We start from the raw sequence: 20,288 nt of genomic DNA, 5'->3' as shown, positions 1-20,288 counted from the left end.
ATCAGCGGTCCGGGTAGTGAGCGGGCGACACACGTCGCCGGCACGTCCGGGCCGGAACCGTTCGGGCCCGTGCTCCGGGAACGGTTGCAGAATGAGAGGTACGTCATGGCTGGAGAAGGCAACGACCCGCAACGGCGCACGACGCCGGAGGAGCGCGCACGTGCCTCGGCGGTGAACTCCGTGCCGGATGAGACACGTATGCACGCCGGTGCCGACGAGACCGAACTCGTGCAGGATGCCGGTGGCGAGTTACGCCGTCCCGACGCCGAGGACCTCGACGGCGGCACCGAGGGTACCGGCCGCGATGCCGGTGACGACACGGCACAGGATGCTGAGCACGACGATCAGGACTCCGAGCCGACTATGCGGGCACCGGAGTCGGAGCGGCCCGACATCCCCTGAGGCGGCCGGTCCGTCAGTAGCCCCGCATTAGCGCATCCACGGCTGCGGGCACGTCGGTGGCGATCCGGGAGGCAGCGCCGATCTCGGCCGGGCGGGTCTCCTCCGTCGGGACCAGGACACCAGAGGCACCCGCGGCTTCCGCCGCCGCCACGTCGGACCCGATGTCGCCGATCACCGCGCATCGCGAAGGGTCGATGCCCAGCTCGGCACAGGCTGAACTCACCATCCCGGGCGCGGGTTTGCGGCAGCCGCATCCCTCGTCCGGGCCGTGTGGGCAGACCCGCCAGACGTCGAACGGCCCGAGCAGCTGATCGACACGTTCGTTCACCCGCTCCACCTCGTCCCGTGTGAGGCGTCCAGAGGCGATGCCGGACTGATTCGTGACGACGCCCACGCGGATTCCGGCCGAGCGCAGCCGGGTCAGCGCGACAGCCGCGCCGGGCACAGGCTCCACCACCCGGGGGTCACCGTTGTAGGGCACGTTGCGCACCAGGGTGCCGTCGCGGTCGAAGAGCACCAGCTCCGGCACGCCCGCCCAGGCCGGCACCTGCCGGTGCCGAATGAGCCCCCGCACGGTATGCACCGTCGCCGCCGGGGGAATGAGCGCGCTGGTGACGAGCATCCGGGTGATCTCCGCCGCGGTCCGCGGACCAGGCGCGATACGGGCGGCCGCGAACTCCGCCGTGCCGGCCAGCCAGGCGGTCGCCGCGGCCGCCGCAGCCCGCCGGTGGCCCAGGACGGCCAGAGCCAAGCCCGCCACACCGCAGGCCGTAACGGCCAGGTGCCGACGACGACGGCCGCGGCCGGCCGCGGCTCGGGTTCGCCAACCGGGTCCGTGCAGACGGCGCATCAAGACGTCGTCGGCGTTGCCGGCCTGGGTGCGGACACTGACCCAGAAGCCCGCGGGCCGCACGGGATGGGCGACCTGCCGGCGGCCCCTGATCATCCGGCCACGCTGCATGAGCCGCAACGCGAGGTCGGCATCCTCCCGGAAGGCCCGGCGGAACCGCTCGTCGAAGCCTCCGACAGCGGCCAGTGCGGAGCGCCGATAGGTCATGTCGGCGGTGATCCAGGCCGCGTCCTGCAGGCCCGCGGTGGCACGCTCCCAGTCTGTGGGCCGCCGGTCCGGGGACAGCGGCACGGTCACCTGTCCCTGGATACCGACGACGTCGTCCTCCGCGGCGTCGATGTCCTGCTGAAGGCGGTAGAGCCAGTCGGCATCCGGCACCACGTCGTCGTCGAGGAAGCTCACCCACGGGGTCCGCGCCAGTCGCCAGCCTCGGTTACGCGTAGCAGCCGGGCCGGCGCGTTCCGTGTCCTCAAGGACGAGGATTCCGGCGGGTCTGGGGCCGGGGCACGTGCGAAGCCGCTCCAGGAGCACGTGCAGGCTGGGCCGGCCGACTGTGGGCACCACCACGGTGGTCGGGATGGTGGTGGAGACGTCGGTGGGACTGATGGTCATCGCCGGCTCAGACCGGGCGGCGCACAACGAACGGGCCGAGAACCAGCATGTCCACCGGCGTGGAGCCGAAGCACTCCAGCGCGTCCCGGGGAGAGTCGACCATGGGCCGCCCGGCGGTGTTCAAGCTGGTGTTGATCAGCACCGGCAGACCTGTGCGGAGCTCGAAGCTGTTCAGTACGCGCGCCATCAGCGGGTGGTCGGACTCGTCGACCGTCTGGATCCGGGCGGTGCCGTCCACGTGGACGGCGGCAGGGACCCGGTCCCGCCACTCGGCGGACACGTCATGGGTGAACAGCATGTACGGAGAGGGAAGCGGACCGCGGGAAAACAGCTCGGCGGCACGCTCCGCTCGCACCATGGGTGCCACCGGACGGAACTGCTCACGGCCCTTGACGTCGTTGAGCCGGCTGATGTTCTCCAGATGGCCGGGGTGGGCCAGCAGCGACCGGTACCCGAGCGCACGCGGGCCGTATTCGCTGCGGCCGTGGAACCAGGCCACCAGGCCGTTGCCGGCCAGGCACTCGGCCGCGGTCTCGGCGACGTCCGCCGGTCTTTCGTAGGGCAGCTTCGCCGTCGTCAGCTGCTCCTCCAGCTCCGCGTCGGTCCATGACCGGCCGAGGTCCGCACCGCGCATCGGCCGGACGCCGTCGCCGTTGCGCTGCGCCAGGTGGAGGGCGGAACCGAGCGCGGTGCCGGCGTCCCCTGCGGCCGGCTGTATCCATACCCGGTCGTATCCACTGTGCTGGGCGATGACCGTGTTCGCGACGCAGTTGAGGGCGACCCCGCCCGCCATGGTGAGCGTGCTGCCGCCGGTGTTCGCTCGCAGCCAGCCGGCCAGCTCGACGAGGACCTCCTCGAGCCGCTGCTGGACGCTGGCGGCGAGATCCGCATGGTCGCCCGTCCATTCCTCCCCGGGCCGGCGGGCGGGTGCCAAGGATGCCCAGTCGACCGGCTCGGTGCGGAAGCCGCCATCGCCGGTGGCGTAGACGGCGGACCGGATCACATCCACGAACCTGGGACGGCCGTACGACGCCATCGCCATCACCTTGTACTCGTCGCTGCTGCGCAGGAATCCCAGATGCTGAGTCATGTCCTCGTACATCAGCCCGAGCGAGTGCGGAAGCTCCTGTGCGGCCAGGACCTTCAGCGCGCCCGAGTCGTCATATTGCCCGGCCAGATGACTAGCGCTCTCCCCTCGTCCGTCCAGCACGAGGACGTCGTTGCTCCCGAGCGGTGTGGCTAGGCCCGCCGATGCGGCGTGCGCGACGTGGTGAGGAACGTAGTGGACGTCGGCGGGGTCGAGGCCGGGCAGCGCGGTGGCGAGGAACCGGGGGGCAGCCTCGGCATACATCCGCCGCAAGTAGTCCCAGGGGTCGCCGAGCCCCATCTCTTCGGCCGGTTTGGCCAGTTCCGGGTCGAAGGAGTATCCGACAGCGTCGAGCTGCGACGGCTCCAGCCCGGCGACCCCGAGGCACCACCGAGCCGCTTGCTCCGGCAGTTCCCAAGCCGAGAACGGGACCGGCCGCTTTCCGTGTTTGCGGCGGCTGAAGCGTTCTTCTTCGGCTGCCGCTACCGTCTCCCCGTCGATGACGAGCGCCGCCGCCGGGTCGTGGAAGATGGCGTTGATGCCGAGCACCTTCATCTGTGCCTCCTCGCACTGCTTACACGACGGCGTGCGCTCGTTGGTGTCGGTACTGCTGTGCCCACTTCTCCGGGGAAGAAACACTTCTCTTTCGCGCAGGCCCGGGCGCATACAAGTGGGCCGATAGGGAACGCAGGTGCGGATGCGCATCTTTCTCTGGCACCTGCATGGGTCCTGGACCACCGCGTTCATTCAGGGGCAGCACGAATACCTGATCCCAGTCTCACCGGACCGGGGATCGGACGGCCGCGGCCGGGCGCGCACCTATGCGTGGCCGGAGAGCGCGGCGGAAGTGCCGCTCGGCGAACTGTCCAACCGGGACGTGGACGTGGTGGTGCTGCAGCGCCCCCACGAGGTCGAGCTCGTCCGGACGTGGCTGCGCCGGGATCCAGGTCGTGACGTGTCGGCGGTGTACCTGGAGCACAACACCCCTCCGGGTGGGTTCACCACCGTGCATCCGATGGCGGACCAGCGTGCCGTGCCCATCGTTCACGTCACCCACTTCAATGAGCTGATCTGGGACAACGGCGCCGCACCGACCATCGTGATCGATCACGGCATCATCGATCCGGGACACCAGTACACCGGTGAACGAGCGGCTGCGGGAGTGGTAGTGAACGAGCCGGTCCGCCGCGGCCGTGCCGTGGGGACGGATCTGTTGCCCATGCTGGCCGAGGCTGTCCCGATCGACGTGTTCGGCATGGGCGTCGACCTGCTCCCCGAAGCGTTGTCCTTCCCGGCCGGCAAGTGCACGCCGATACCCGACCTCCCTCAGGAGGAGATGCACGCTCAGCTGGCCCAGCGGCGGGTCTACGTACACACCCACCGCTGGACGTCCCTGGGGCTCTCACTGCTCGAAGCGATGCATCTCGGCATGCCGGTGGTCGTCCTGGGCTGCACGGAGGCGCCGATGGCGGTCCCACCCGAAGCTGGTTGTGTCACGACCGATCCGGCCCGCCTCTATGCCGCCGCCGCCCGGTTTCTCGATGACCCGGACGCCGCCCACGCAGCCGGCCGGGTCGCACGCGAGGTGGCCCGGGCCCGGTACAACCTGGACCGGTTCCTCAAGGACTGGGACCGTGTGCTGCACGACGCCGTCGATACCGGCCGGCACGGTTCCGGGCACGGTTGAGAGGTCTTCACGGTATAGCGCTTGTGCCTTTTCCGGCGGGGTACTGCCTCTGTGTCGAACGAGGAGGGCCCCATGCACACCACACCGCGTACCGTCGTGACCGGAGGAGCCGGCTTCATCGGTTCTCATCTGTGCGCCGCCCTGCTGGACCGCGGTGACCAGGTGATCTGCGCGGACAATTTCCTCACCTCGGGGCCGGAGAACCTCGTCGAGTTGCGCGGCCATCCGCGATTCACCCTGGCGGAATGCGACGTGTCGGTGTCGCTGCCCGTCGACGAGCCGGTAGAACGGGTCATCCATCTCGCCTCGCCCGCCTCGCCGGCGGATTATCTGCGCTATCCCGTGGAGACGATGCGCGTGGGCTCGGCCGGCACCGCCAACGCCCTCGAACTGGCCCGGGCGCATGGCGCCCGGTTCGTCCTGGCGTCGACCTCCGAGGTGTACGGCGATCCCCTGGAACATCCGCAGCGGGAGGACTACTGGGGCAACGTCAACCCGATCGGGCCGCGTGGTGTCTACGACGAGTCGAAAAGGTTCGCCGAAGCGCTCACCTTCGCCTACCGGAACCGCTACGGGGTCGACACCGGCATCGTGCGGCTCTTCAACAGCTACGGGCCACGGATGCGTCCGAACGACGGGCGGGCGATCCCGACGTTCATAGATCAGGCGCTGTCCGGGGAGCCGATCACCGTCGCGGGCGATGGCAGCCAGACGCGGTCCTTGTGCTTCGTGGAAGACACCGTGCGCGGCATTCTGGCGCTGGCCGACGCGTCCCATGCCGGCCCCATCAACATCGGCGGCGCCGACGAGATCACCATGCTGGAGCTGGCCAAGCGAGTCCTGGCTGCCACCGGTTCCCGCTCCGAGATCGTGTTTATCGACCTTCCTCAGGACGACCCGAAAGTGCGGCGGCCGGACATCACGCTCGCGCGCTGCCAGTTGGGCTGGGAGCCACGCGTGAGCCTGGCCGACGGCGTGGCGCGGACGGTGCGCTGGTTCGCCGGGCGGCATGCCACGGGCAACGGCAAGGCTCACCCGCCCGAGCAACGCAGAAGGGCTTCGGCAGCCGCCACCACGTCGTCAACCTGAATCCTGGCCAATGCCGGGTCCAGGACGGTTCCGTGCGGGTCTCCTCCGCCACCGTCGCCGAGGGCGATGTGCCGGTCCGACGGCGGGGGCCCCCATTCGGCGGCGGATGTCGGCCCGAACAACACCACTGAAGGCGTCCTGAACGCCGTGGCGACGTGTGCCACGCCGGTGTCGTTGGAGACGAGCAGCCGGGCATCCGCGACCAGTGCTGCCAGCTCGTCGAGAGACGTCGCGCCGGCGAGCACGGCGGAGCGTGGCAGATCCGCTGCCGCCCGCACTGCCTCCGCGAGCTCCACCTCGGCGGCGGAACCGGTGATGAGTACTGGCCGCCCGGTACGTGCCAGAAAGCGTGCTACCTCGGCGAACCGCTCGACCGGCCAGCGCCGCGCGGGCGCAGCCGCCCCGGGATGCACGATCACGGCGCCAGGGACGGCCGCAGGCGTAGCCGGCCGGAGGAGCGCCAGGTCATGGGTGAACGCGGAGCCCGGCCAGGCCCATTCGACCAGCCGGCACCAGCGCCGTACCTCGTGCTCGCCCGGGCGCCATGGCGGTCCTTCGACGGCCACCTCAGGCGCGGCGAAGGCCACCAATCGGCGCGGCTCTATGCCCAGCAGGACACGGTGGCTCTCCGGGCCGCGGCCGTGCAGGTCCACTGCCACGTCCGGGCCCGGCCACGGCCAGCGCAGCGGGCACAGCTCGTCCGCCGGCAACAGCTCGTCCACCGCGCCGATCAGGGGAATCAGCGGCCTCAGCCCGGGCTTCGTGGCCAGCACCAGCCGGTGACGCGGCAGCGCCCGGCGCAATCCCCGCAGCGCGGGCACCGCCGTCAGCAGGTCTCCGAGGTTGAGGGCACGATACGCCAGCGCCACCGGCCGTCCACCTTGCTCGTCCTCGTCGAGGATGGCCACGTGCGCCCCTGCGGACTGGTTCAGGGAACTCTCGGCCATGACCAATGGCACGACGTCACGGCCACGAGCTCTCCATGGACGGTGTCACGAGGATCTCTCGCACCTCACATCCAGCGGGCTGCTGCAGGGCGAAGAGCACCGAACCGGCCACATGGGACGGCTGATTCAGCTTGGCGTCCGCCGGCGGCCGGTACTGCTCGTCGCGGCCGTCGAAGAACGGCGTCTCCATGCCGCCCGGCACCAGGAGAGTGACGCACACCCGTCCGGCCAGCTCGGCGGTGAGAGCCCGGGTGAACCCCACAACGCCGAACTTCGACGCGCAGTACGCCGTCGCGTCGCTGACGGCGCGCAGACCCAAGGTGGAGGCTACAGTCACCAGCCGGCCGTTGCTCCGCTCCAGATGTGGCAGAGCCGCGCGCACCACCCGGGCCGTGCCGAAGAGGTTGACCTCGATGACCCGTTCCCACTCGTCCGCGGCGACCCCCGTCAGCGGCCCGCACGAGTCCACCCCGGCACATGTCACCACGGCGTCGAGTCCGCCGGCGCGGGCCGCTAGCTGCTCGACGGCGTCCTCGGCGGCCCCACGGACCGCGAGATCGACGATCTCGTGATCGACGTCCGCTTCGGGCGGATTACGGTCGAGCACCACGGGGCGGGCGCCTTCCTTCTGCAAGAGCTGGGTGACCGCCGCGCCGAGACCGGACGAGCCACCAGTGACCAAGACGGTGCCGATATTCATGCGCTTCTCCTCTGGATCGGTGACCGGTCGTTGCCGGCGGACTGGGCGGCGGCCAGGAGAGCACTGGTGGACCAGCCGCCGATGTACGGAAGAGTGACGACGTGTCCGTCCCATTCGGCGACGACGGCCTGCTCCGGGAGTTCCGCACCGGCGTAGTCACCGCCCTTGGCCCACACGTGCGGGCGGAGCTGCCGGAGAACCTCTGCGGGGGTGTCCTCCTCGAAGATCTGGACCGCGTCCACACATTCGAGGGCCTGCAGGATCCGGGCGCGGTCCGGTGCCGGGACCATCGGCCGCGACGAGCCCTTGAGCCGGCGCACCGATTCATCGGAGTTGAGGCACACGATCAGCGCGTCGCCCAGCCTCCGGGCCGCTTGCAGGCAGTCGACGTGGCCGGTATGCAGGAGGTCGAAACAGCCCCCGGTGGCTACGAGCACGCCGCCGCGGGTGTGCACGCGGCGCGCCACCTCGGCGGCGTCGGTCTGCCACGGCTGCGGCCGTTCGCCGCTGTCCGGAGAGGTTCGGGCGCCGAGCCGCGCGGTGAAGCCGGCGGCGCCGCCATCCGCGACGAACTGGCTCGCATCGACGACAGCCTGCCGCACCGCCTCCTCACTGACCTCTCCTCTGCCGAGCAATGCGGTGGCCGTGGCCGCGAACGCGTCGCCGGCGCCACACGCGTCACCGCCGCTCGTCCTCGGCGCCGGCAGCATCAGCGGAGCACCGTGCCCGTGTGACAGCAGCGCACCCTGGCTACCCAGGGTCACCGCCACAGCGCCGGCCCGCCAGGCGTGCAGGAGCGCATCGGCCTGGCGCAGCGACGTCATCCAGCCCTCGCCGGAGCCGTTGACCGAGTGACCGCACCGCTCCATCCACGCCGTCGCCTCCTGCGCGTTGGGTGTGGCCAGAGTGACGCCGGGCACCGGGTGCGCCCCCCGGGGGTGTGGGTCCCAGACGATCGGCGGGCGGTGCGGCAGCGCCTGCAGGACCGCGCGGAAGTCCGGAGCGGCGGCCATGCCCCGGCCGTAATCGGACACCAGGACCGCGTCCGCCGACGCCAGAGCTTGGGCGGCGTCCTCCGGCAGCTCAGCTATGGCGCCGGGCTCGCCGCCACTGTCGAGGCGGACGATGGACTGATCGCCCGCCCGGACCCGTTTCTTCACCGGCGTGCTGCCCGCACACGGAACCGCCCGCACCGCCACCACCTCTTCCAGCAGCGCGTGCAGCCGCCGGGCGGGGTCGTCGTCGGGCAACGGCGCGATCAGCGTGACGTCAGCGCCGCGCGCGGCCAGCAAGCACGCCGCGAGCGCGGCGCCACCAGGTCGCAGACGCTCGGCGACGTCGTCGACCACCGGTACCGGCGCGTCCGGGCTCAGCCGCTTGGCCACGCCGACGACGTCCACGTCGAGCAGCGCGTCGCCGGCGACGACGACGCGCGGCCTCATGGAGTCACCCCGATCTCGTCGCTCACGGCGTCTCGGCCGTCACCGAGGCCCACGCCCAGGCCGGCGTCGAAACCGGCGCACATGATGTGCAGAGCCACCAGGTGAAGCTCCTGCACCGTGGCGGTGGACGGCGCCGGAACACACAAAGCCTCATGCGCGAGCTCGGCCAGCGGGTTCGGCCAAGCACCGGTGAAGGCCCACACCCGCAGCCCGCGGCTCCGCCCCCGCTGGGCCGCCGCCAGAATGTTCGGGCTCCGGCCACTGGTCGACATGAGCACGAGAACATCACCGGCCCGGCCGTGTGCCTCCACCTGCCGGGCGAACAGCTCCGCCGGTGGATAGTCGTTGACGATCGCGGTAAGACTCGACGTCTCCGCACTCAGGCAGATCGCTGAGTAGGGTTCACGGTCCTCGTGGTAGCGCCCCACAAGCTCCGCGGTCAGATGCTGCGCCTCGGCCGCGCTCCCACCGTTGCCGGCCGCGAGCAGCCGGCCGCCGGTGGAGAGAGTCGCGGCGAGTTCCGTGCCCCACCGGTGGGCGAGATCGACGCAGTCCCGGAAGCGGGGAAGCGTGTCGGCCAGGAGATCCAGATGCTCCTGCCCATGGGGGGTGGCCAAGGTCATTGTTCTCACCTCGCGTGGTGGCTTGCTGCGGGATGTGCACTCGCCGCGCGGGCTACTGCCGTGTAGACGTCCTCGGTCTGCCCGGCCACGGTGTCCCATCCGTACCGGCTTCGGACCCGCTCGACGCCCGCTCGTCCGTACGTTTCCCGGCGCGCGCGGTCACCCAGCAGGTCGCGGACGACCGCGGCCAGCCGGGCCGGATCCCGCGGGGGTACCAGCTCGCCGGTCTCACCCGGAACGACGGTGTCCAGGAGGCCGCCCACGGCAGATCCCACGACGGGGCGCGCGCATGCCATCGCCTCCACCGGCACGATGCCGAAGGGCTCGTACCACGGCACGGCAACGACGAGGTCAGCGGTGGCATACAGGTCTGGCATATGCTGCTGGTCCACGCAACCGATGAAGCGCACGCGGTCCGCGGTGCCGTTGGCTCGGGCCTGATCCGTCACCCGGTTGGCCTCCGGGTCGGCCATGAGTGCCTCTGCTGGTGGCCCGCCCGCGACGACCAGCTCGACGCCTGGCAGATCGACCAGCGCCTCGACCACGTCGGACAGCCCCTTGCGTTCCACGAGCCGGCCCACCGCGAGAAGTCTGGGCGGCGCGAACAGCGCCGGCGACGTGTGATTGGGCCGGAACCGGCTGAGGTCGACTCCGCATGGGACGACGGACACCTTCTCCCGGCTCAGCCCCATCGCTGCCAGTTCCTCCACCTCGTCGCTACAGGTGGCGATGACATGGTCGACGTCCGCGCACAAACGCTCCTCACAGGCGATCCGGTCAGGCGGACTGGTGTCCTTCGAGCCTTGATGACGACGCTTGACGGTGCCCAGCGCGTGGAAGGTCTGCACCACCGGCACCTTCGCCAACCCGGCCGCTTCGGTGGCCGCCAGCCCGCTCATCCAGAAGTGGGCGTGGGCGACGTCGAACGGCTCAGCGCTCCACCTCCGGCTCAGGTGCGCGGCGAACTCCTTCATGTGCGGGAGGAGTTCGTCCTTGGGAACCTCCGTCGGCGGACCGGCCGGGACGTGTTCGACGACGTACCCATCGAGCGTCGTGACCCGCTCGGGGAGGTCTAGAGCATCCCGCCGGGTGAACACGGTCACATCGTGTCCTCGCCGGACCAGCGTGCTGGCAAGCGCCGCTACATGGATGTTCTGGCCTCCGGCGTCCACGCCCCCGATGACGGCGAGCGGGCTGGCATGCTCGGAAACCATCGCGATCTTCATGCCGGGATCCTTTCTGCGCTCGGGATCAGGGTGGACACGGCGTCGGCCACCCTCGCCGCGGGAACGGACGACAGACACGGATGGCCCGGTACCGGGCAGGCGACGGCCCGGGTATCGCGGCAGGCCGCGAACTGGTCGCCGAGGATGAGCGACGGGACCCGGTACGGTGCCCAGCGGGCGGCCGGCACCGTCGGCGCGAACAACGAGACCACCGGGGTGCCCACCGCGGCGGCCAGATGCGCGGGACCGGTGTTGCCGACCACCACGGCCAGGGCTCCTCCCAGAACGGCCGCGAGCTCCGTCATGCTGGTCTTGCCGCCAAGATCCACCGCGGCCGCCGCGCTCACCCGCCGGGTCAATGACGCCTCACCCGGCCCGCCCGTCACGACGACGCGCCGCCCCGCCGCACGCAACATCCGGGCCAGCTCGGTGAACCGGTCTTCGGGCCAGGCGCGGGCCGGCGCCGACGTGCCGGGATGCAGCACCACGTAGGGACCGTCTCCGGTCAATGCCCGAACGTCCGGCAGCCCGGAACGTACCCGCAACGCCCCGTCGTCGCCGGCAGGAAGCTGATATCCAGCAGCCTCCGCCAGGGACAAGGCACGCTCGGCCTCCGGGTGGTCTCCTTCCAGCCGATGCCGCAGGTTCAGCAAGGAGCCCGGATAGTCGTCGCTGAGGGCGCCGATCCAGTCGATTCCCGCAAGCCGGAGGACGAGCGCCGTAGGCAGTGGAGACTGGTGGAACGAGGTGAATACCAGCGCAGAGCTGAACTCGCGCAGGCGCAGCTGCATCTTCAGCAGCGCGAGGTCACCCGAGTTGACCGCTGGTGGATCGAGGTCGACCCACGGGCATCGCCACTCGATCACGTCCTCGACACCGGGCAGCAACCGGGCGGCCTCCGCACCAGAAGGACCGGCCAGAACCGTGACGGCCGCGCCGGAGGCGGCGACCGCCCGGATCGCCGGCCCCGCCAGGAGTACGTCGCCGGCATTGTCGAGCCGGACACAGAGCACGCGGTGTTTCACGCTTTATACCTCGCCTCCCCGAGAAGCCATGCGCCACACATGTGCCCACTTCTCCGGAGGAGAAACACTTCTTTTCCGGAGCCGCTACTTGCGGCAAGCTGCTTTTCATGGTTCTTGTGGGAGGGCTATCGACTTTCGGCGCTCTGGCCGGATGATCGCTCGAGTTCGGTGCGTCGTCGTTCCACCAGGGGCGATGACGGCCGGCGGCATCTCCATGCACGCGGGAGCCGAGGTAGCGCGTCTACCAGGGCACCCCGTCCCTCTGCCTCCCGCAGGGCCTGCCCAACGGTCCGGATCACCACCGGCCACGGGCGCCGCATCACCGCGGTGAGAAGCCGGTTGCGTTCCTCCAGCCGTCGCCGCCGCGAGCGATCCCGGACGGCCGTCGGCTGGTGGTGAGCGACGACGTCCGGAATGTACAGCAGCTCCCAGCCCTGACTCAGCAGATCGATGGCGAGGCGCTCTTCCTCGCCCGCGAAGAAGACCACGTCGTCGAAGCCGCCGGCGCCGAGAAACGCGTCCCGGCGGACCACCGTGGCGAAGCACAGGAAGCCCGCGATGGCCCGTCCACCGACGTCTGGCCGGGCGGGCAGCGGCGAGTCCGCCATCAGGGCGCAGATGGGATCGGGCCGGCCGTCGGGCTCGATGACCACGCGGCCGGCTACGGCGGCGACGTCTGGATACGCCTGGAAGACCTCGGAGGCTCGGTCCAGCGCGCCCGGCGCCCACCACGAGTCGTCGTCGGCGAAGGCGACGTACGGCGTGCCCGCCATCGATACCCCGATGTTGCGGGCGGGCGCGCCCAGATTGGAGCCCAGCCGTACGATCCGCACGTCGGGGTACCGTTCGGCGACCGCGTCCGGAGCCCCGTCCGTCGAGGCGTTGTCCACCAGGATGACCGCGCCGCGGTGCCGGGCCATCGACTCGATCAGGCTCTCGCCGCCGTTGTGAGAGATGACGACGGTGGTGACCAGATCTTGCGCGCTCTCGTCCATGCCGACCAGGTACCCGTCCGCGGCACGCTCGATCCTCGGTTCTGCGCCACGACAGGTGGGTCAGCGAGTGTCAGCCCTGTCATTACCGCCCACGCGGGGCCGGCACGTTGCCCAGCGTGATAGGCATGTAATCCTCTTCACCAGGTGGTCATGCCGAGGAACACAGGTTTCCGGCGGCACCGCTGTAGCAGAGGATGTGACCAGACCGGCCATGACCAACAGGGACGACGATGCGGCGCCGCCCCGGCGCTGGCCACGCCGTGTCTATGACGTCGGCGAGGAGCCTGACCCGCGGTTCACGTTCGCCAACGAGCGGACGTTCCTCGCCTGGATCCGCACCGCGCTGGCCCTCGTCGCAGCGGGGATCGCGCTCGAGGCGCTGGAGATTCCGGAGCAGTCGGGCGTGCGCCTGGCTCTGGTGCTGATGCTGGCGCTTCTCGGCGCGGCGAGCAGCTCCGTCGCGTTCTTCCGCTGGGCCCGCGCCGAACGCGCCCTGCGGGAGTCTCGTCCTCTGCCCTCGCCGGCTCTCGCGCCGGTTCTGGCCCTGGGACTCGCCCTGGCCACCGTAGTCATCAGTGTCGTCCTGATCACCGGGCGATGACCGCCACCGACCGCGCATTCGACGACGGCGCCCAGAACGAGCGGACGTCACTGGCCTGGACGCGAACAGGGCTCGCCCTCCTACTGGCAGTGGTCCTCGCCAGCCGGCTGACCGCCGAACCACTCGGTCTGGGGGCCCTGGTCTTCGGCGTCGTGGCGGCTCCGGCCGCGGTGGCCGTTCTCGTCCTGGCCCACCGCCGGTACCGCGTCGCGCATCGGTCATTGCACGAGGGGCGGGCGCTGCCGGACGGGCGACTCCCTGCCTTGGCGACGGCGGTGACGCTCCTGCTGGCGTTCGTGGAGGTCGTCTACGCGCTCAGCTCATGATCCTTCGGCCGGCGCGTCACCAGCCTTCCGGCCGAACATGAGGTGCGTTATGTTCCGCGAGCCGGGCGCCGGCCTCCCGCAGCACTTCGCGAAGCGTCACCGGCTCCAGCACCTCGACACCGGGAGCCAGCGCGACGAGCTGGGTCGCCACCACGTCCTCGCCCTCGGCGGGAAGGGTCACGATTCGCCAGCCGTCATCGTCCGGCGGTTCGGCCGACCCGAGAGCAGCGTCCGCGGACACTGGCCCCATCACGTGCTTCAGCTTCCGCATGGCATGCGGCGACAGTTTGACCCGACAGGAGAACCGCAACAGCGACCGATCGAACGCCGCTGCAGACTCCGCCCACCAGCGCGCCAGTTCGAAGCCCTCCGGGCGGACTACCGGCTCGTCGGCCAGAGCGGCGTCATCGATGCGGGCCACCCGATAGGTCCGGACCTGACCCTCGTGGGCGGCCACGACGTACCAGACGCCTGCCTTGAGCACCAGACCGAGCGGATCGAGCCGCCGCTGGACACGCCGATCCGCTCTTCGGTACATGAGATCCAGTCGCTTTCCCGACCACACAGCGTCGGCAACCACCCCTAGATGCACTGGTGCGTCCTCCCGCCCGAACCACCCCGGTGCGTCGAGGTGGAAGCGTTCACGCAACCGGCGCGCTCTCCCGCGCAGCTCCGGTGGCAGCGTGGCGATCACCTTGGACTCGGCCGCCGTCAGCACGGCCCCGAGGCCGAGATCGGAGACAGCCGCCGGTGCGCCGGCCAGGAACAGCGCGGCCGCCTCGTCACCCGTCAAGCCGTCCAGCCTGGTCCGCCACCCGTCCACCAGCCGGATGCCCCCTCCGGGGCCTGGCTCGGTCCACAACGGCACGCCCGCCTCCTGAAGTGCGGCGACATCCCGATAGACCGTACGGACGGAGACCTCCAGCTGATCGGCAAGCTCCGACGCGGTCATACCCCGCTGCCGTTGAAGCGTGAACAGTATGGTCATCAGCCGGCTCGCTCGCACGGCACGAATCTAGCGTGAATCCCTGACACTGGATGTCAGCGGAGACCTGAAAGATGACGACCATGGCAACCTGGAAACAGTTCACAGATGAGGAACCCCAGCTCGCCCGGGCGGTCCGAGCCCGGCTCGAGTTCACCAAGCATCACGTCCTCGCCACCGTGCGTGCCGGCGGAGCACCCAGGGTCAGCGGGACCGAAGTCGCCTTCCACGGCGAGCACCTGACCATCGGGTCCATGCTCAACGCGGTCAAGGCGAAGGACCTGCAGCGGGATCCGCGCTATGCCCTGCACTCCAATCCTGGGGACGGCTCAATGGACGGTGGCGACGCCAAGATTTCCGGCCGGGCGATCGAGGTGCCCGCGGATCGCATCGACCACTATCTCGACCGGCCGACTGACGTGCCCGGCGCCTTCCACCTGTTCCTGCTCGATATCGACGATGTCGTCCTGGCCGGCCTGAACGAGACGCGCACGGCGATGCAGATCCAGCTCTGGCGCCCCGGGCAGCCCGTCCGGCTCTTCACCCGGTGACACCGTCGAGGACGCGGGGCGGTGCCCCGCACCAGGACACTACCGCTCTATCAGAGGCGCGAATGTAGCTGTGGCGAGTGCCCCTGCTTCAACCTGGACGACGTCGACGTGCCGGCCGGTCACGTCGTCCGGGAGCTCCACCGACACCCGCCACCGGCCTGGTTCGAGGTTGGCGAATCCAAACCAGCCGGACCCGTCGGTGAGTCTCCCGGTCACGGTCTTCCGAGACTTGAGATGGGTCAGCGTCACGGCGGCCTGATCGATCGGGTTCCCGGACCGGGTCACCACCTCCCCCACGAGGTGCCCCTCGGTGGGCTGCGTCTTCCAGATCATCTCCGGCACGTCCGCCGGCTCCGCGAACAGGGGCGGAGCGCCGGACGGGTCCTCGATCGTCAGAGCGCGGGCAAGCCGGGCGCGCTCGGCGCCGGCCCGGCCGGGATCCGCCGCGGCCACCGAGCTGGGAGCCGCGTAAGAGTATCCGCTCCACCCGGCCACCGTGTTCCCGGAGGCCGAGGGCTCCAAAGCACGCCTGGCCTGGGCAAGGCTGTCCTCGACGGTGTTCAGGTAGAGCGCTGGTCCCACGACGGCGAAGCGGTCGGCCTGCCAGTCCTTGAGGACCTCGTTCCACTCGTCGTACATCTGGATCCGGTCGCCGACATCCGTTTCCACCTTGTAGTTCATGGCGACATTGACGTCGATGATGCCTTCCTCCAGCCACGCCTTCCAGTTCTGCATGACCTCGGCGTAGGCGCGGGTCTCTTCCCAGCCACCCTCGGTCTGCGGGCCGAACCAGTAGGTGATGCCGTTGATCGACAGCGCGGCAGAGGGGTCGACCTCGTACATACCCAGGAAGATCTTCCGGGTCAGGCCCGTGACTTGCTCCCGACGCCAGTCGCTGAACTGCGCGTCGGTGGGCTGCGGGATGTCCGTTCTCCCGGTGGCGGCCTGGAATCGGTCGATGGAGGCCGCGGTGTAGCCCCAGTCGCTCTGGTAATTGACAGTGTTGTCGTCCGGGTACCGGATGTAATCCAGGTTGATCCCGTCGACGTCGTACTCGCGGACGATGCTGGCGATCCCGTCGACGACGTAGTCCACCGCCGCGGGGTTGGCCGGGTCGAGGTTGCGGAGATTGGCTCCGGCGGTCTGCTTGCCGTCCACCCGGACGTTCAGCCAGTTGTCCCACCCTTCGGCGTCATGCCCGTGGGTGTTGACGACGTGCTCCGGGTTCTCCGGGGGCGCGGCCAGATTCCACGCCGGTGTGGCGTTGACCCAGGCATGCACCTCGATGCCTGCGGCGTGAGCCTTCTCGATGACGTCGTCGAGCGGGTCGAAGCCGGGATCGATCGCGACGTGGGTACGCGGGAAGCTGGAACGGTTGCAGAAGCAGTCCATCCATCGACTGACCTGGACGATCAGCACGTTCGCGTTCACCGCCTGGGCGTCGGCAACGAGCTTGTCCACGTTCTGCGGCGTGTAGATGGAGTCGCGGAACGAGTCCACCCAGTAGCTACGCCACTGCTCGGCCGGCTGCTCGGCGGTGTTCTCTGCCGGGTGGTCAGCCATGGCGGCTGATGTGGTGAACAAGGCCGAGGCGGCCGCGATCGCGGCCGCGGTGATCAGAGCTGAGCGACGACGCAGCATGGATCAGGCTCCTTTGTCGACGATCTGTGCCTCGGACCCGCCCGGCCGTGAGTGATGGGACGGCAACACCCGTGGGCGGGCGGGATCCGGTAGACCGGAGCGTAATGAATTTCCCTCAGCGTGTCATTAGATCCAGGAGCTGAAATTCATTCTTACACTCGGTGGAGTACGGCACGGGCCGCGCGTACGTTGAACTCACGGTCAACCCACGGGCTCGAGCCGCCGCTCCGGAGCCGGCATGTGCACATCCGGCCTGCCCTCCACGTGCAGCTGCGGCAGTCGTCGCTCCCAGGACACCGGCAACCACCAGTTATAGCGGCCGAAGAGGTGCATCACCGCCGGCACCAGCATCATCCGCACCACGGTCGCGTCGATGAAGATCGCCGCGGCCATACCGACGCCGATGACCTTGAGGAACACCTCGTCGCTGGGAATGAAGGCCGCGAAGACCGCCACCATGATCGCGGCAGCGGCTGTGATGACCCGTCCGGTTCCGGCCAGTCCGTCGACTATCGCGCGCGCGTTGTCACCGGTACGCACCCACGACTCGCGCATCCGGCTGATCAAGAACACCTCGTAGTCCATGGACAGCCCGAACAGCACGGCGAAGATGAGCACCGGGATGAAGGCGGGCATCGGCGTAGCTGACTCGATACCGATCAGCTGCCCGAACCAGCCGCCGTCGAGAGCGAGCGCTACGACTCCGTACGCCGCCGCGACGGAGAGCAGGTTCATCAGCGCGGCCGTGATCGGAATGATCACGCTGCGGAACGCGACCAGGAGCAGCAGCATCGACAGGACCACAACGCCCCCGATGAGCACGGGAATACGATCGACCACGTTGTCCGTGCCGTCGATCGACATCGCCGTCACACCGCCGACGTAGACGTCGACCCCGGCGGCGGCCGCCACGTCCGGCAGAGTGTCGTCGCGCAAGACGTGCACGAGTTCCTCGGTGGCGGGGTCTTGCGGCCCCGTCGTCGGCACCACGGTGAACACAGCGGTGTCACCGGTGTCGTTGAGCATGGCCGGCGTCACGGCGGCCACGCCCGGTGTGCGTGCGACGTCGTCCAGCACACGGTTCAGTGCCTCGGCATCTTCAGCGGCGGACATGTCGGCCACCATGAGCAAGGGCCCATTGGATCCGGCGCCGAAGCCCTCCGCCTTCATGTCGTACGCCTGCCGCACCGACTTGTCCTCAAGCGCGTTACCGGCGTCGGGGAAGCCGAAGCGGGCGCCGAGGAATGGCGCCGCCAGGGCGAGGAGGACGGCCACGCCCACCACGGTGCCGATGACGCTGTGCCGGTCCACGAGCCGGCCCCACCACAGCCATCCGCGGGACGGCTCGACGTGTCCGCCCTCGGCGACGAGGGCAGCCCTCCGGCCGCGACCACGTGGCAGCCGGAGCCGATCGACGTGCCGTCCGAGGTAGCCGAGGATGGCGGGGAACAGCGTGGTCGCGGCCGCCATCACGATGAACACCGCGACGATGGTCACCACCGCAGCGCCGCGCATGAAGGACAGACCCATGGCGAACAGGCCGAGCATGCTCACGACAACGGTGGTCCCCGCCACGAGAACGGCCCGCCCGGCGGTGTCCAGCGTCGCGATCGTGGCCCGCTCCGGGTCGAGGCCGACCGCCCGCCATTCCCGGAATCGGGTCACCATCAGCAGGACGTAGTCGATGCCGAGCGCGATGCCCAGCATGGTGGCGAGCGCCGTCGACCAGTCGGGAACGTCGATGAGCGCGGCGATCACGCCAGTCAGCATGGCGCTAACACCGAGCCCAGCCAGGGCCACGAGCAGCGGCAATCCGGCGGCCACCACGGAGCCGAAGGTGAACAGCAGGATGATGGCGGCCGCCACCATGGCGATGCCCTCGGAGCCGATCTCGTCCTGCTCGGCGAACTCGATCGACATGCCTCCCAGGGCGACCTCAAGGCCGGGCCTCTCCGCGCCCTCGGCGAGTTCGAGAAGGTGCTCGCTGTCCTCCAGCGGAACGTTGGCGCCGTTGTCGTACGTGAGCCGGAGCTGCGCGGACAGGATCCGGCCATCCTCGGAGATGGCGCCCGGCTGGGCATACGGGTCGTCGGCCGCGGCCACATGCTCAGCGGCCACCAGTTCGCCGAGCAACGCGGTCACGTCGGCCTGCACGTCGGGAGCGGTGACGTCGTCGGCCTGGATGACGACGTCGACCGTATCCCCCGCGAAAGCGGGGAACCGGTCATTCAGCAGGTCCTGCGCTTGCTTGGAGTCCGAGCCGGGTGCCGAGTAGTCGGCCGCGAAGTCACCCCCGAACGCCGAGGAGAGGCCGACGGCGGCGGCGATCGCCACGATCCAGGCGAGGACCACGCGGCCGCGTCGGCGGAACGCCAGACCGGCGAGCCGGCCGAGAGGTCCGGGGGTGGAGGCGGGCTGATCGGCCGGCGGAGAGTGTTCGGTCATGTTAAGCCTCGAAGGTCTCGGAACGAGCCGTGACTTGCATGATGTCTAGTCACGAGCGTTACGGAGCATAACTATTCTTGCTCTACCTGGATGTTGTCAAGCGGCATAACTTCTGTAACGATGATTAACGATTACCCTGGAGTCAGCGGTCGGCGCACGATCGAACCGCCACCGCCCGAGGAGTTGAGTCCCCGTTTGAACACGACGCCCCATGCGCCGAAAGACGCCGATCAGGCTGAGCGCCCCACCCGGCGGGAGCGCGCACGAGCGGCCACGATCGAGGAGATCAAGCAGACAGCGCTGCAGCTCATGCGTGAGCACGGCACCACCGACCTCCGGTTTTCCGACATCGCCCGCGAGATGGGCATGACGGCGCCGGCGCTGTACCGCTATTTCTCCGACCGGGACGAGTTGCTGACCGAACTGATCGTCGACGCATACGACGACTTGGGCACCACGGTCGCCGACGCACGCGAGAAGCTTCCCCGCGACGACCTGTCCGGGCGCTTCCTCGCCGTCTCCCAGGCCTACCGCGAGTGGGCCAAGCGTGAGCCGCAACAATTCGCGCTGATCTTCGGCTTGCCGGTGCCGGGATACGTCGCGCCGGAAGAAGGGCCCACCACGGAGGCGGCCCGCCGGGCCATGTGGCAGCTGAAGTCGCTGTTCTCCGAGGCGGCCGCCTCCGGCCAGCTGCGACGGCCGCTGATCCAGGACGTCGACGATGCCGTGGCCGCGTGCGTCATGTTCGACGAGGACGCCGGCGACCCAAGCCTCAGGCCGTTGCCGGAGGACACGTTCCAGGCCTGCATGCACAGCTGGGCGACACTGCACGGATTCGTCTCCCTGGAGACCTACGGGCATTTCGACTTCGTTCCGCCCGAGGCGCGCGACGCGCTGTTCACCTCCGCCGTGCGGCTCGCAGCCACGGCCGCGGGCTTCCCCTGGCCCACGGACGGGGCGTTGTCGTAGAGGCAGACGTCGGTCAACTGACCTTCCGCACGAATGCCCGGACGTCATCGACAAACAGGGCCGTGCCGTCGTTCGTCGCCGGGGG

Annotated in this window: 19 protein-coding genes; 7 read left to right on the top strand and 12 right to left on the bottom strand. The window is 69.6% G+C overall.

Annotation, left to right across the window (positions count from 1 at the left end; all coding sequences use genetic code 11):
• Positions 1 to 105 precede the first annotated feature (105 nt).
• Complete coding sequence (locus G1H11_RS11515) at positions 106 to 402, top strand: hypothetical protein (protein ID WP_163818693.1); 297 nt, start codon at positions 106 to 108, stop codon at positions 400 to 402.
• A gap of 13 nt (positions 403 to 415) precedes the next feature.
• Here the strand turns inward: G1H11_RS11515 and G1H11_RS11510 are convergent, their stop codons facing one another.
• Together G1H11_RS11510 and G1H11_RS11505 are read right to left on the bottom strand one after the other, a co-directional pair.
• Complete coding sequence (locus G1H11_RS11510) at positions 416 to 1,864, bottom strand: HAD-IIIA family hydrolase (protein WP_163818692.1); 1,449 nt, start codon at positions 1,862 to 1,864, stop codon at positions 416 to 418.
• 7 nt (positions 1,865 to 1,871) lie between these two features.
• Positions 1,872 to 3,506, bottom strand: coding sequence for a carbamoyltransferase family protein (locus tag G1H11_RS11505; protein ID WP_163818691.1), 1,635 nt, complete (start codon positions 3,504 to 3,506; stop codon positions 1,872 to 1,874).
• Positions 3,507 to 3,648: 142 nt separating this feature from the next.
• On the opposite strand from G1H11_RS11505, the gene G1H11_RS11500 reads away from it, so the two are divergent.
• Both G1H11_RS11500 and G1H11_RS11495 read left to right on the top strand, forming a co-directional pair.
• Positions 3,649 to 4,638 (top strand): glycosyltransferase, encoded by a 990-nt coding sequence (locus tag G1H11_RS11500; protein WP_163818830.1) that lies wholly within the window; start codon positions 3,649 to 3,651, stop codon positions 4,636 to 4,638.
• Between the two features lie 72 nt (positions 4,639 to 4,710).
• Positions 4,711 to 5,727: a UDP-glucuronic acid decarboxylase family protein gene (locus G1H11_RS11495; protein ID WP_163818690.1), complete on the top strand. Its 1,017-nt coding sequence runs from the start codon at positions 4,711 to 4,713 to the stop codon at positions 5,725 to 5,727.
• Here the strand turns inward: G1H11_RS11495 and G1H11_RS11490 are convergent.
• The 7 genes from G1H11_RS11490 to G1H11_RS11460 form a co-directional block, all read right to left on the bottom strand.
• Positions 5,670 to 6,674, bottom strand: coding sequence for a glycosyltransferase family 9 protein (locus G1H11_RS11490; RefSeq protein WP_163818689.1), 1,005 nt, complete (start codon positions 6,672 to 6,674; stop codon positions 5,670 to 5,672). The two genes, G1H11_RS11495 and G1H11_RS11490, sit on opposite strands and share 58 nt — an antisense overlap.
• A gap of 16 nt (positions 6,675 to 6,690) precedes the next feature.
• Positions 6,691 to 7,374 (bottom strand): SDR family oxidoreductase, encoded by a 684-nt coding sequence (locus G1H11_RS11485; RefSeq protein WP_163818688.1) that lies wholly within the window; start codon positions 7,372 to 7,374, stop codon positions 6,691 to 6,693.
• Positions 7,371 to 8,816: a PfkB family carbohydrate kinase gene (locus G1H11_RS11480; RefSeq protein WP_163818687.1), complete on the bottom strand. Its 1,446-nt coding sequence runs from the start codon at positions 8,814 to 8,816 to the stop codon at positions 7,371 to 7,373. The genes G1H11_RS11485 and G1H11_RS11480 overlap by 4 nt, the downstream gene beginning before the upstream one ends.
• Positions 8,813 to 9,439: a D-sedoheptulose-7-phosphate isomerase gene (locus tag G1H11_RS11475; RefSeq protein ID WP_163818686.1), complete on the bottom strand. Its 627-nt coding sequence runs from the start codon at positions 9,437 to 9,439 to the stop codon at positions 8,813 to 8,815. Before G1H11_RS11475 ends, G1H11_RS11480 begins: the two co-directional genes overlap by 4 nt.
• Before the next feature lie 5 nt (positions 9,440 to 9,444).
• Positions 9,445 to 10,665 carry a glycosyltransferase gene (locus tag G1H11_RS11470; protein ID WP_163818685.1) on the bottom strand — a complete coding sequence of 407 codons (1,221 nt, stop codon included), beginning with the start codon at positions 10,663 to 10,665 and terminating at the stop codon, positions 9,445 to 9,447.
• Complete coding sequence (locus G1H11_RS11465; protein ID WP_163818684.1) at positions 10,662 to 11,690, bottom strand: glycosyltransferase family 9 protein; 1,029 nt, start codon at positions 11,688 to 11,690, stop codon at positions 10,662 to 10,664. The genes G1H11_RS11470 and G1H11_RS11465 overlap by 4 nt, the downstream gene beginning before the upstream one ends.
• Before the next feature lie 125 nt (positions 11,691 to 11,815).
• A complete protein-coding gene (locus G1H11_RS11460; protein ID WP_163818683.1) occupies positions 11,816 to 12,685 on the bottom strand; it encodes a glycosyltransferase in 870 nt (289 codons plus the stop codon).
• Between the two features lie 211 nt (positions 12,686 to 12,896).
• On the opposite strand from G1H11_RS11460, the gene G1H11_RS11455 reads away from it, so the two are divergent.
• Both G1H11_RS11455 and G1H11_RS11450 read left to right on the top strand, forming a co-directional pair.
• Positions 12,897 to 13,286: a YidH family protein gene (locus G1H11_RS11455; protein WP_163818682.1), complete on the top strand. Its 390-nt coding sequence runs from the start codon at positions 12,897 to 12,899 to the stop codon at positions 13,284 to 13,286.
• Positions 13,283 to 13,612 (top strand): DUF202 domain-containing protein, encoded by a 330-nt coding sequence (locus G1H11_RS11450; RefSeq protein ID WP_163818681.1) that lies wholly within the window; start codon positions 13,283 to 13,285, stop codon positions 13,610 to 13,612. Before G1H11_RS11455 ends, G1H11_RS11450 begins: the two co-directional genes overlap by 4 nt.
• Before the next feature lie 16 nt (positions 13,613 to 13,628).
• Here G1H11_RS11450 and G1H11_RS11445 read toward each other — a convergent pair whose 3' ends face one another.
• Positions 13,629 to 14,618 (bottom strand): WYL domain-containing protein, encoded by a 990-nt coding sequence (locus tag G1H11_RS11445; protein WP_163818680.1) that lies wholly within the window; start codon positions 14,616 to 14,618, stop codon positions 13,629 to 13,631.
• Positions 14,619 to 14,680: 62 nt separating this feature from the next.
• On the opposite strand from G1H11_RS11445, the gene G1H11_RS11440 reads away from it, so the two are divergent.
• Positions 14,681 to 15,148: a pyridoxamine 5'-phosphate oxidase family protein gene (locus tag G1H11_RS11440; RefSeq protein ID WP_163818679.1), complete on the top strand. Its 468-nt coding sequence runs from the start codon at positions 14,681 to 14,683 to the stop codon at positions 15,146 to 15,148.
• Positions 15,149 to 15,187: 39 nt separating this feature from the next.
• Here the strand turns inward: G1H11_RS11440 and G1H11_RS11435 are convergent, their stop codons facing one another.
• Both G1H11_RS11435 and G1H11_RS11430 read right to left on the bottom strand, forming a co-directional pair.
• Positions 15,188 to 16,789 (bottom strand): family 10 glycosylhydrolase, encoded by a 1,602-nt coding sequence (locus G1H11_RS11435; RefSeq protein ID WP_216843671.1) that lies wholly within the window; start codon positions 16,787 to 16,789, stop codon positions 15,188 to 15,190.
• 201 nt (positions 16,790 to 16,990) lie between these two features.
• Entirely contained in the window at positions 16,991 to 19,234 is a 2,244-nt protein-coding gene (locus G1H11_RS11430) for an MMPL family transporter (protein ID WP_163818678.1), read from the bottom strand.
• 195 nt (positions 19,235 to 19,429) lie between these two features.
• On the opposite strand from G1H11_RS11430, the gene G1H11_RS11425 reads away from it, so the two are divergent.
• On the top strand, positions 19,430 to 20,203 hold the full coding sequence (locus G1H11_RS11425) for a TetR/AcrR family transcriptional regulator (protein ID WP_163818677.1): 774 nt from the start codon (positions 19,430 to 19,432) through the stop codon (positions 20,201 to 20,203).
• The last annotated feature ends 85 nt before the right edge of the window (positions 20,204 to 20,288 follow it).

It is taken from the genome of Phytoactinopolyspora alkaliphila, assembly GCF_010550695.1.
Classification (GTDB): Bacteria; Actinomycetota; Actinomycetes; order Jiangellales; family Jiangellaceae; genus Phytoactinopolyspora; species Phytoactinopolyspora alkaliphila.
The sequence above is the reverse complement of the archived record's forward strand: the minus strand, read 5'-3'. Positions and strand labels throughout refer to the sequence as shown.

What these genes read in the sequence shown, in the direction of transcription:
- G1H11_RS11515 (WP_163818693.1), top strand. Translation starts at nt 106, where the DNA reads ATGGCTGGAGAAGGCAACGACCCGCAACGGCGCACGACGCCGGAGGAG.
- G1H11_RS11510 (WP_163818692.1), bottom strand. Translation starts at nt 1,864, where the DNA reads ATGACCATCAGTCCCACCGACGTCTCCACCACCATCCCGACCACCGTG.
- G1H11_RS11505 (WP_163818691.1), bottom strand. Translation starts at nt 3,506, where the DNA reads ATGAAGGTGCTCGGCATCAACGCCATCTTCCACGACCCGGCGGCGGCG.
- G1H11_RS11500 (WP_163818830.1), top strand. Translation starts at nt 3,649, where the DNA reads ATGCGCATCTTTCTCTGGCACCTGCATGGGTCCTGGACCACCGCGTTC.
- G1H11_RS11495 (WP_163818690.1), top strand. Translation starts at nt 4,711, where the DNA reads ATGCACACCACACCGCGTACCGTCGTGACCGGAGGAGCCGGCTTCATC.
- G1H11_RS11490 (WP_163818689.1), bottom strand. Translation starts at nt 6,674, where the DNA reads ATGGCCGAGAGTTCCCTGAACCAGTCCGCAGGGGCGCACGTGGCCATC.
- G1H11_RS11485 (WP_163818688.1), bottom strand. Translation starts at nt 7,374, where the DNA reads ATGAATATCGGCACCGTCTTGGTCACTGGTGGCTCGTCCGGTCTCGGC.
- G1H11_RS11480 (WP_163818687.1), bottom strand. Translation starts at nt 8,816, where the DNA reads ATGAGGCCGCGCGTCGTCGTCGCCGGCGACGCGCTGCTCGACGTGGAC.
- G1H11_RS11475 (WP_163818686.1), bottom strand. Translation starts at nt 9,439, where the DNA reads ATGACCTTGGCCACCCCCCATGGGCAGGAGCATCTGGATCTCCTGGCC.
- G1H11_RS11470 (WP_163818685.1), bottom strand. Translation starts at nt 10,665, where the DNA reads ATGAAGATCGCGATGGTTTCCGAGCATGCCAGCCCGCTCGCCGTCATC.
- G1H11_RS11460 (WP_163818683.1), bottom strand. Translation starts at nt 12,685, where the DNA reads ATGGACGAGAGCGCGCAAGATCTGGTCACCACCGTCGTCATCTCTCAC.
- G1H11_RS11455 (WP_163818682.1), top strand. Translation starts at nt 12,897, where the DNA reads ATGACCAACAGGGACGACGATGCGGCGCCGCCCCGGCGCTGGCCACGC.
- G1H11_RS11450 (WP_163818681.1), top strand. Translation starts at nt 13,283, where the DNA reads ATGACCGCCACCGACCGCGCATTCGACGACGGCGCCCAGAACGAGCGG.
- G1H11_RS11440 (WP_163818679.1), top strand. Translation starts at nt 14,681, where the DNA reads ATGGCAACCTGGAAACAGTTCACAGATGAGGAACCCCAGCTCGCCCGG.
- G1H11_RS11435 (WP_216843671.1), bottom strand. Translation starts at nt 16,789, where the DNA reads ATGCTGCGTCGTCGCTCAGCTCTGATCACCGCGGCCGCGATCGCGGCC.
- G1H11_RS11430 (WP_163818678.1), bottom strand. Translation starts at nt 19,234, where the DNA reads ATGACCGAACACTCTCCGCCGGCCGATCAGCCCGCCTCCACCCCCGGA.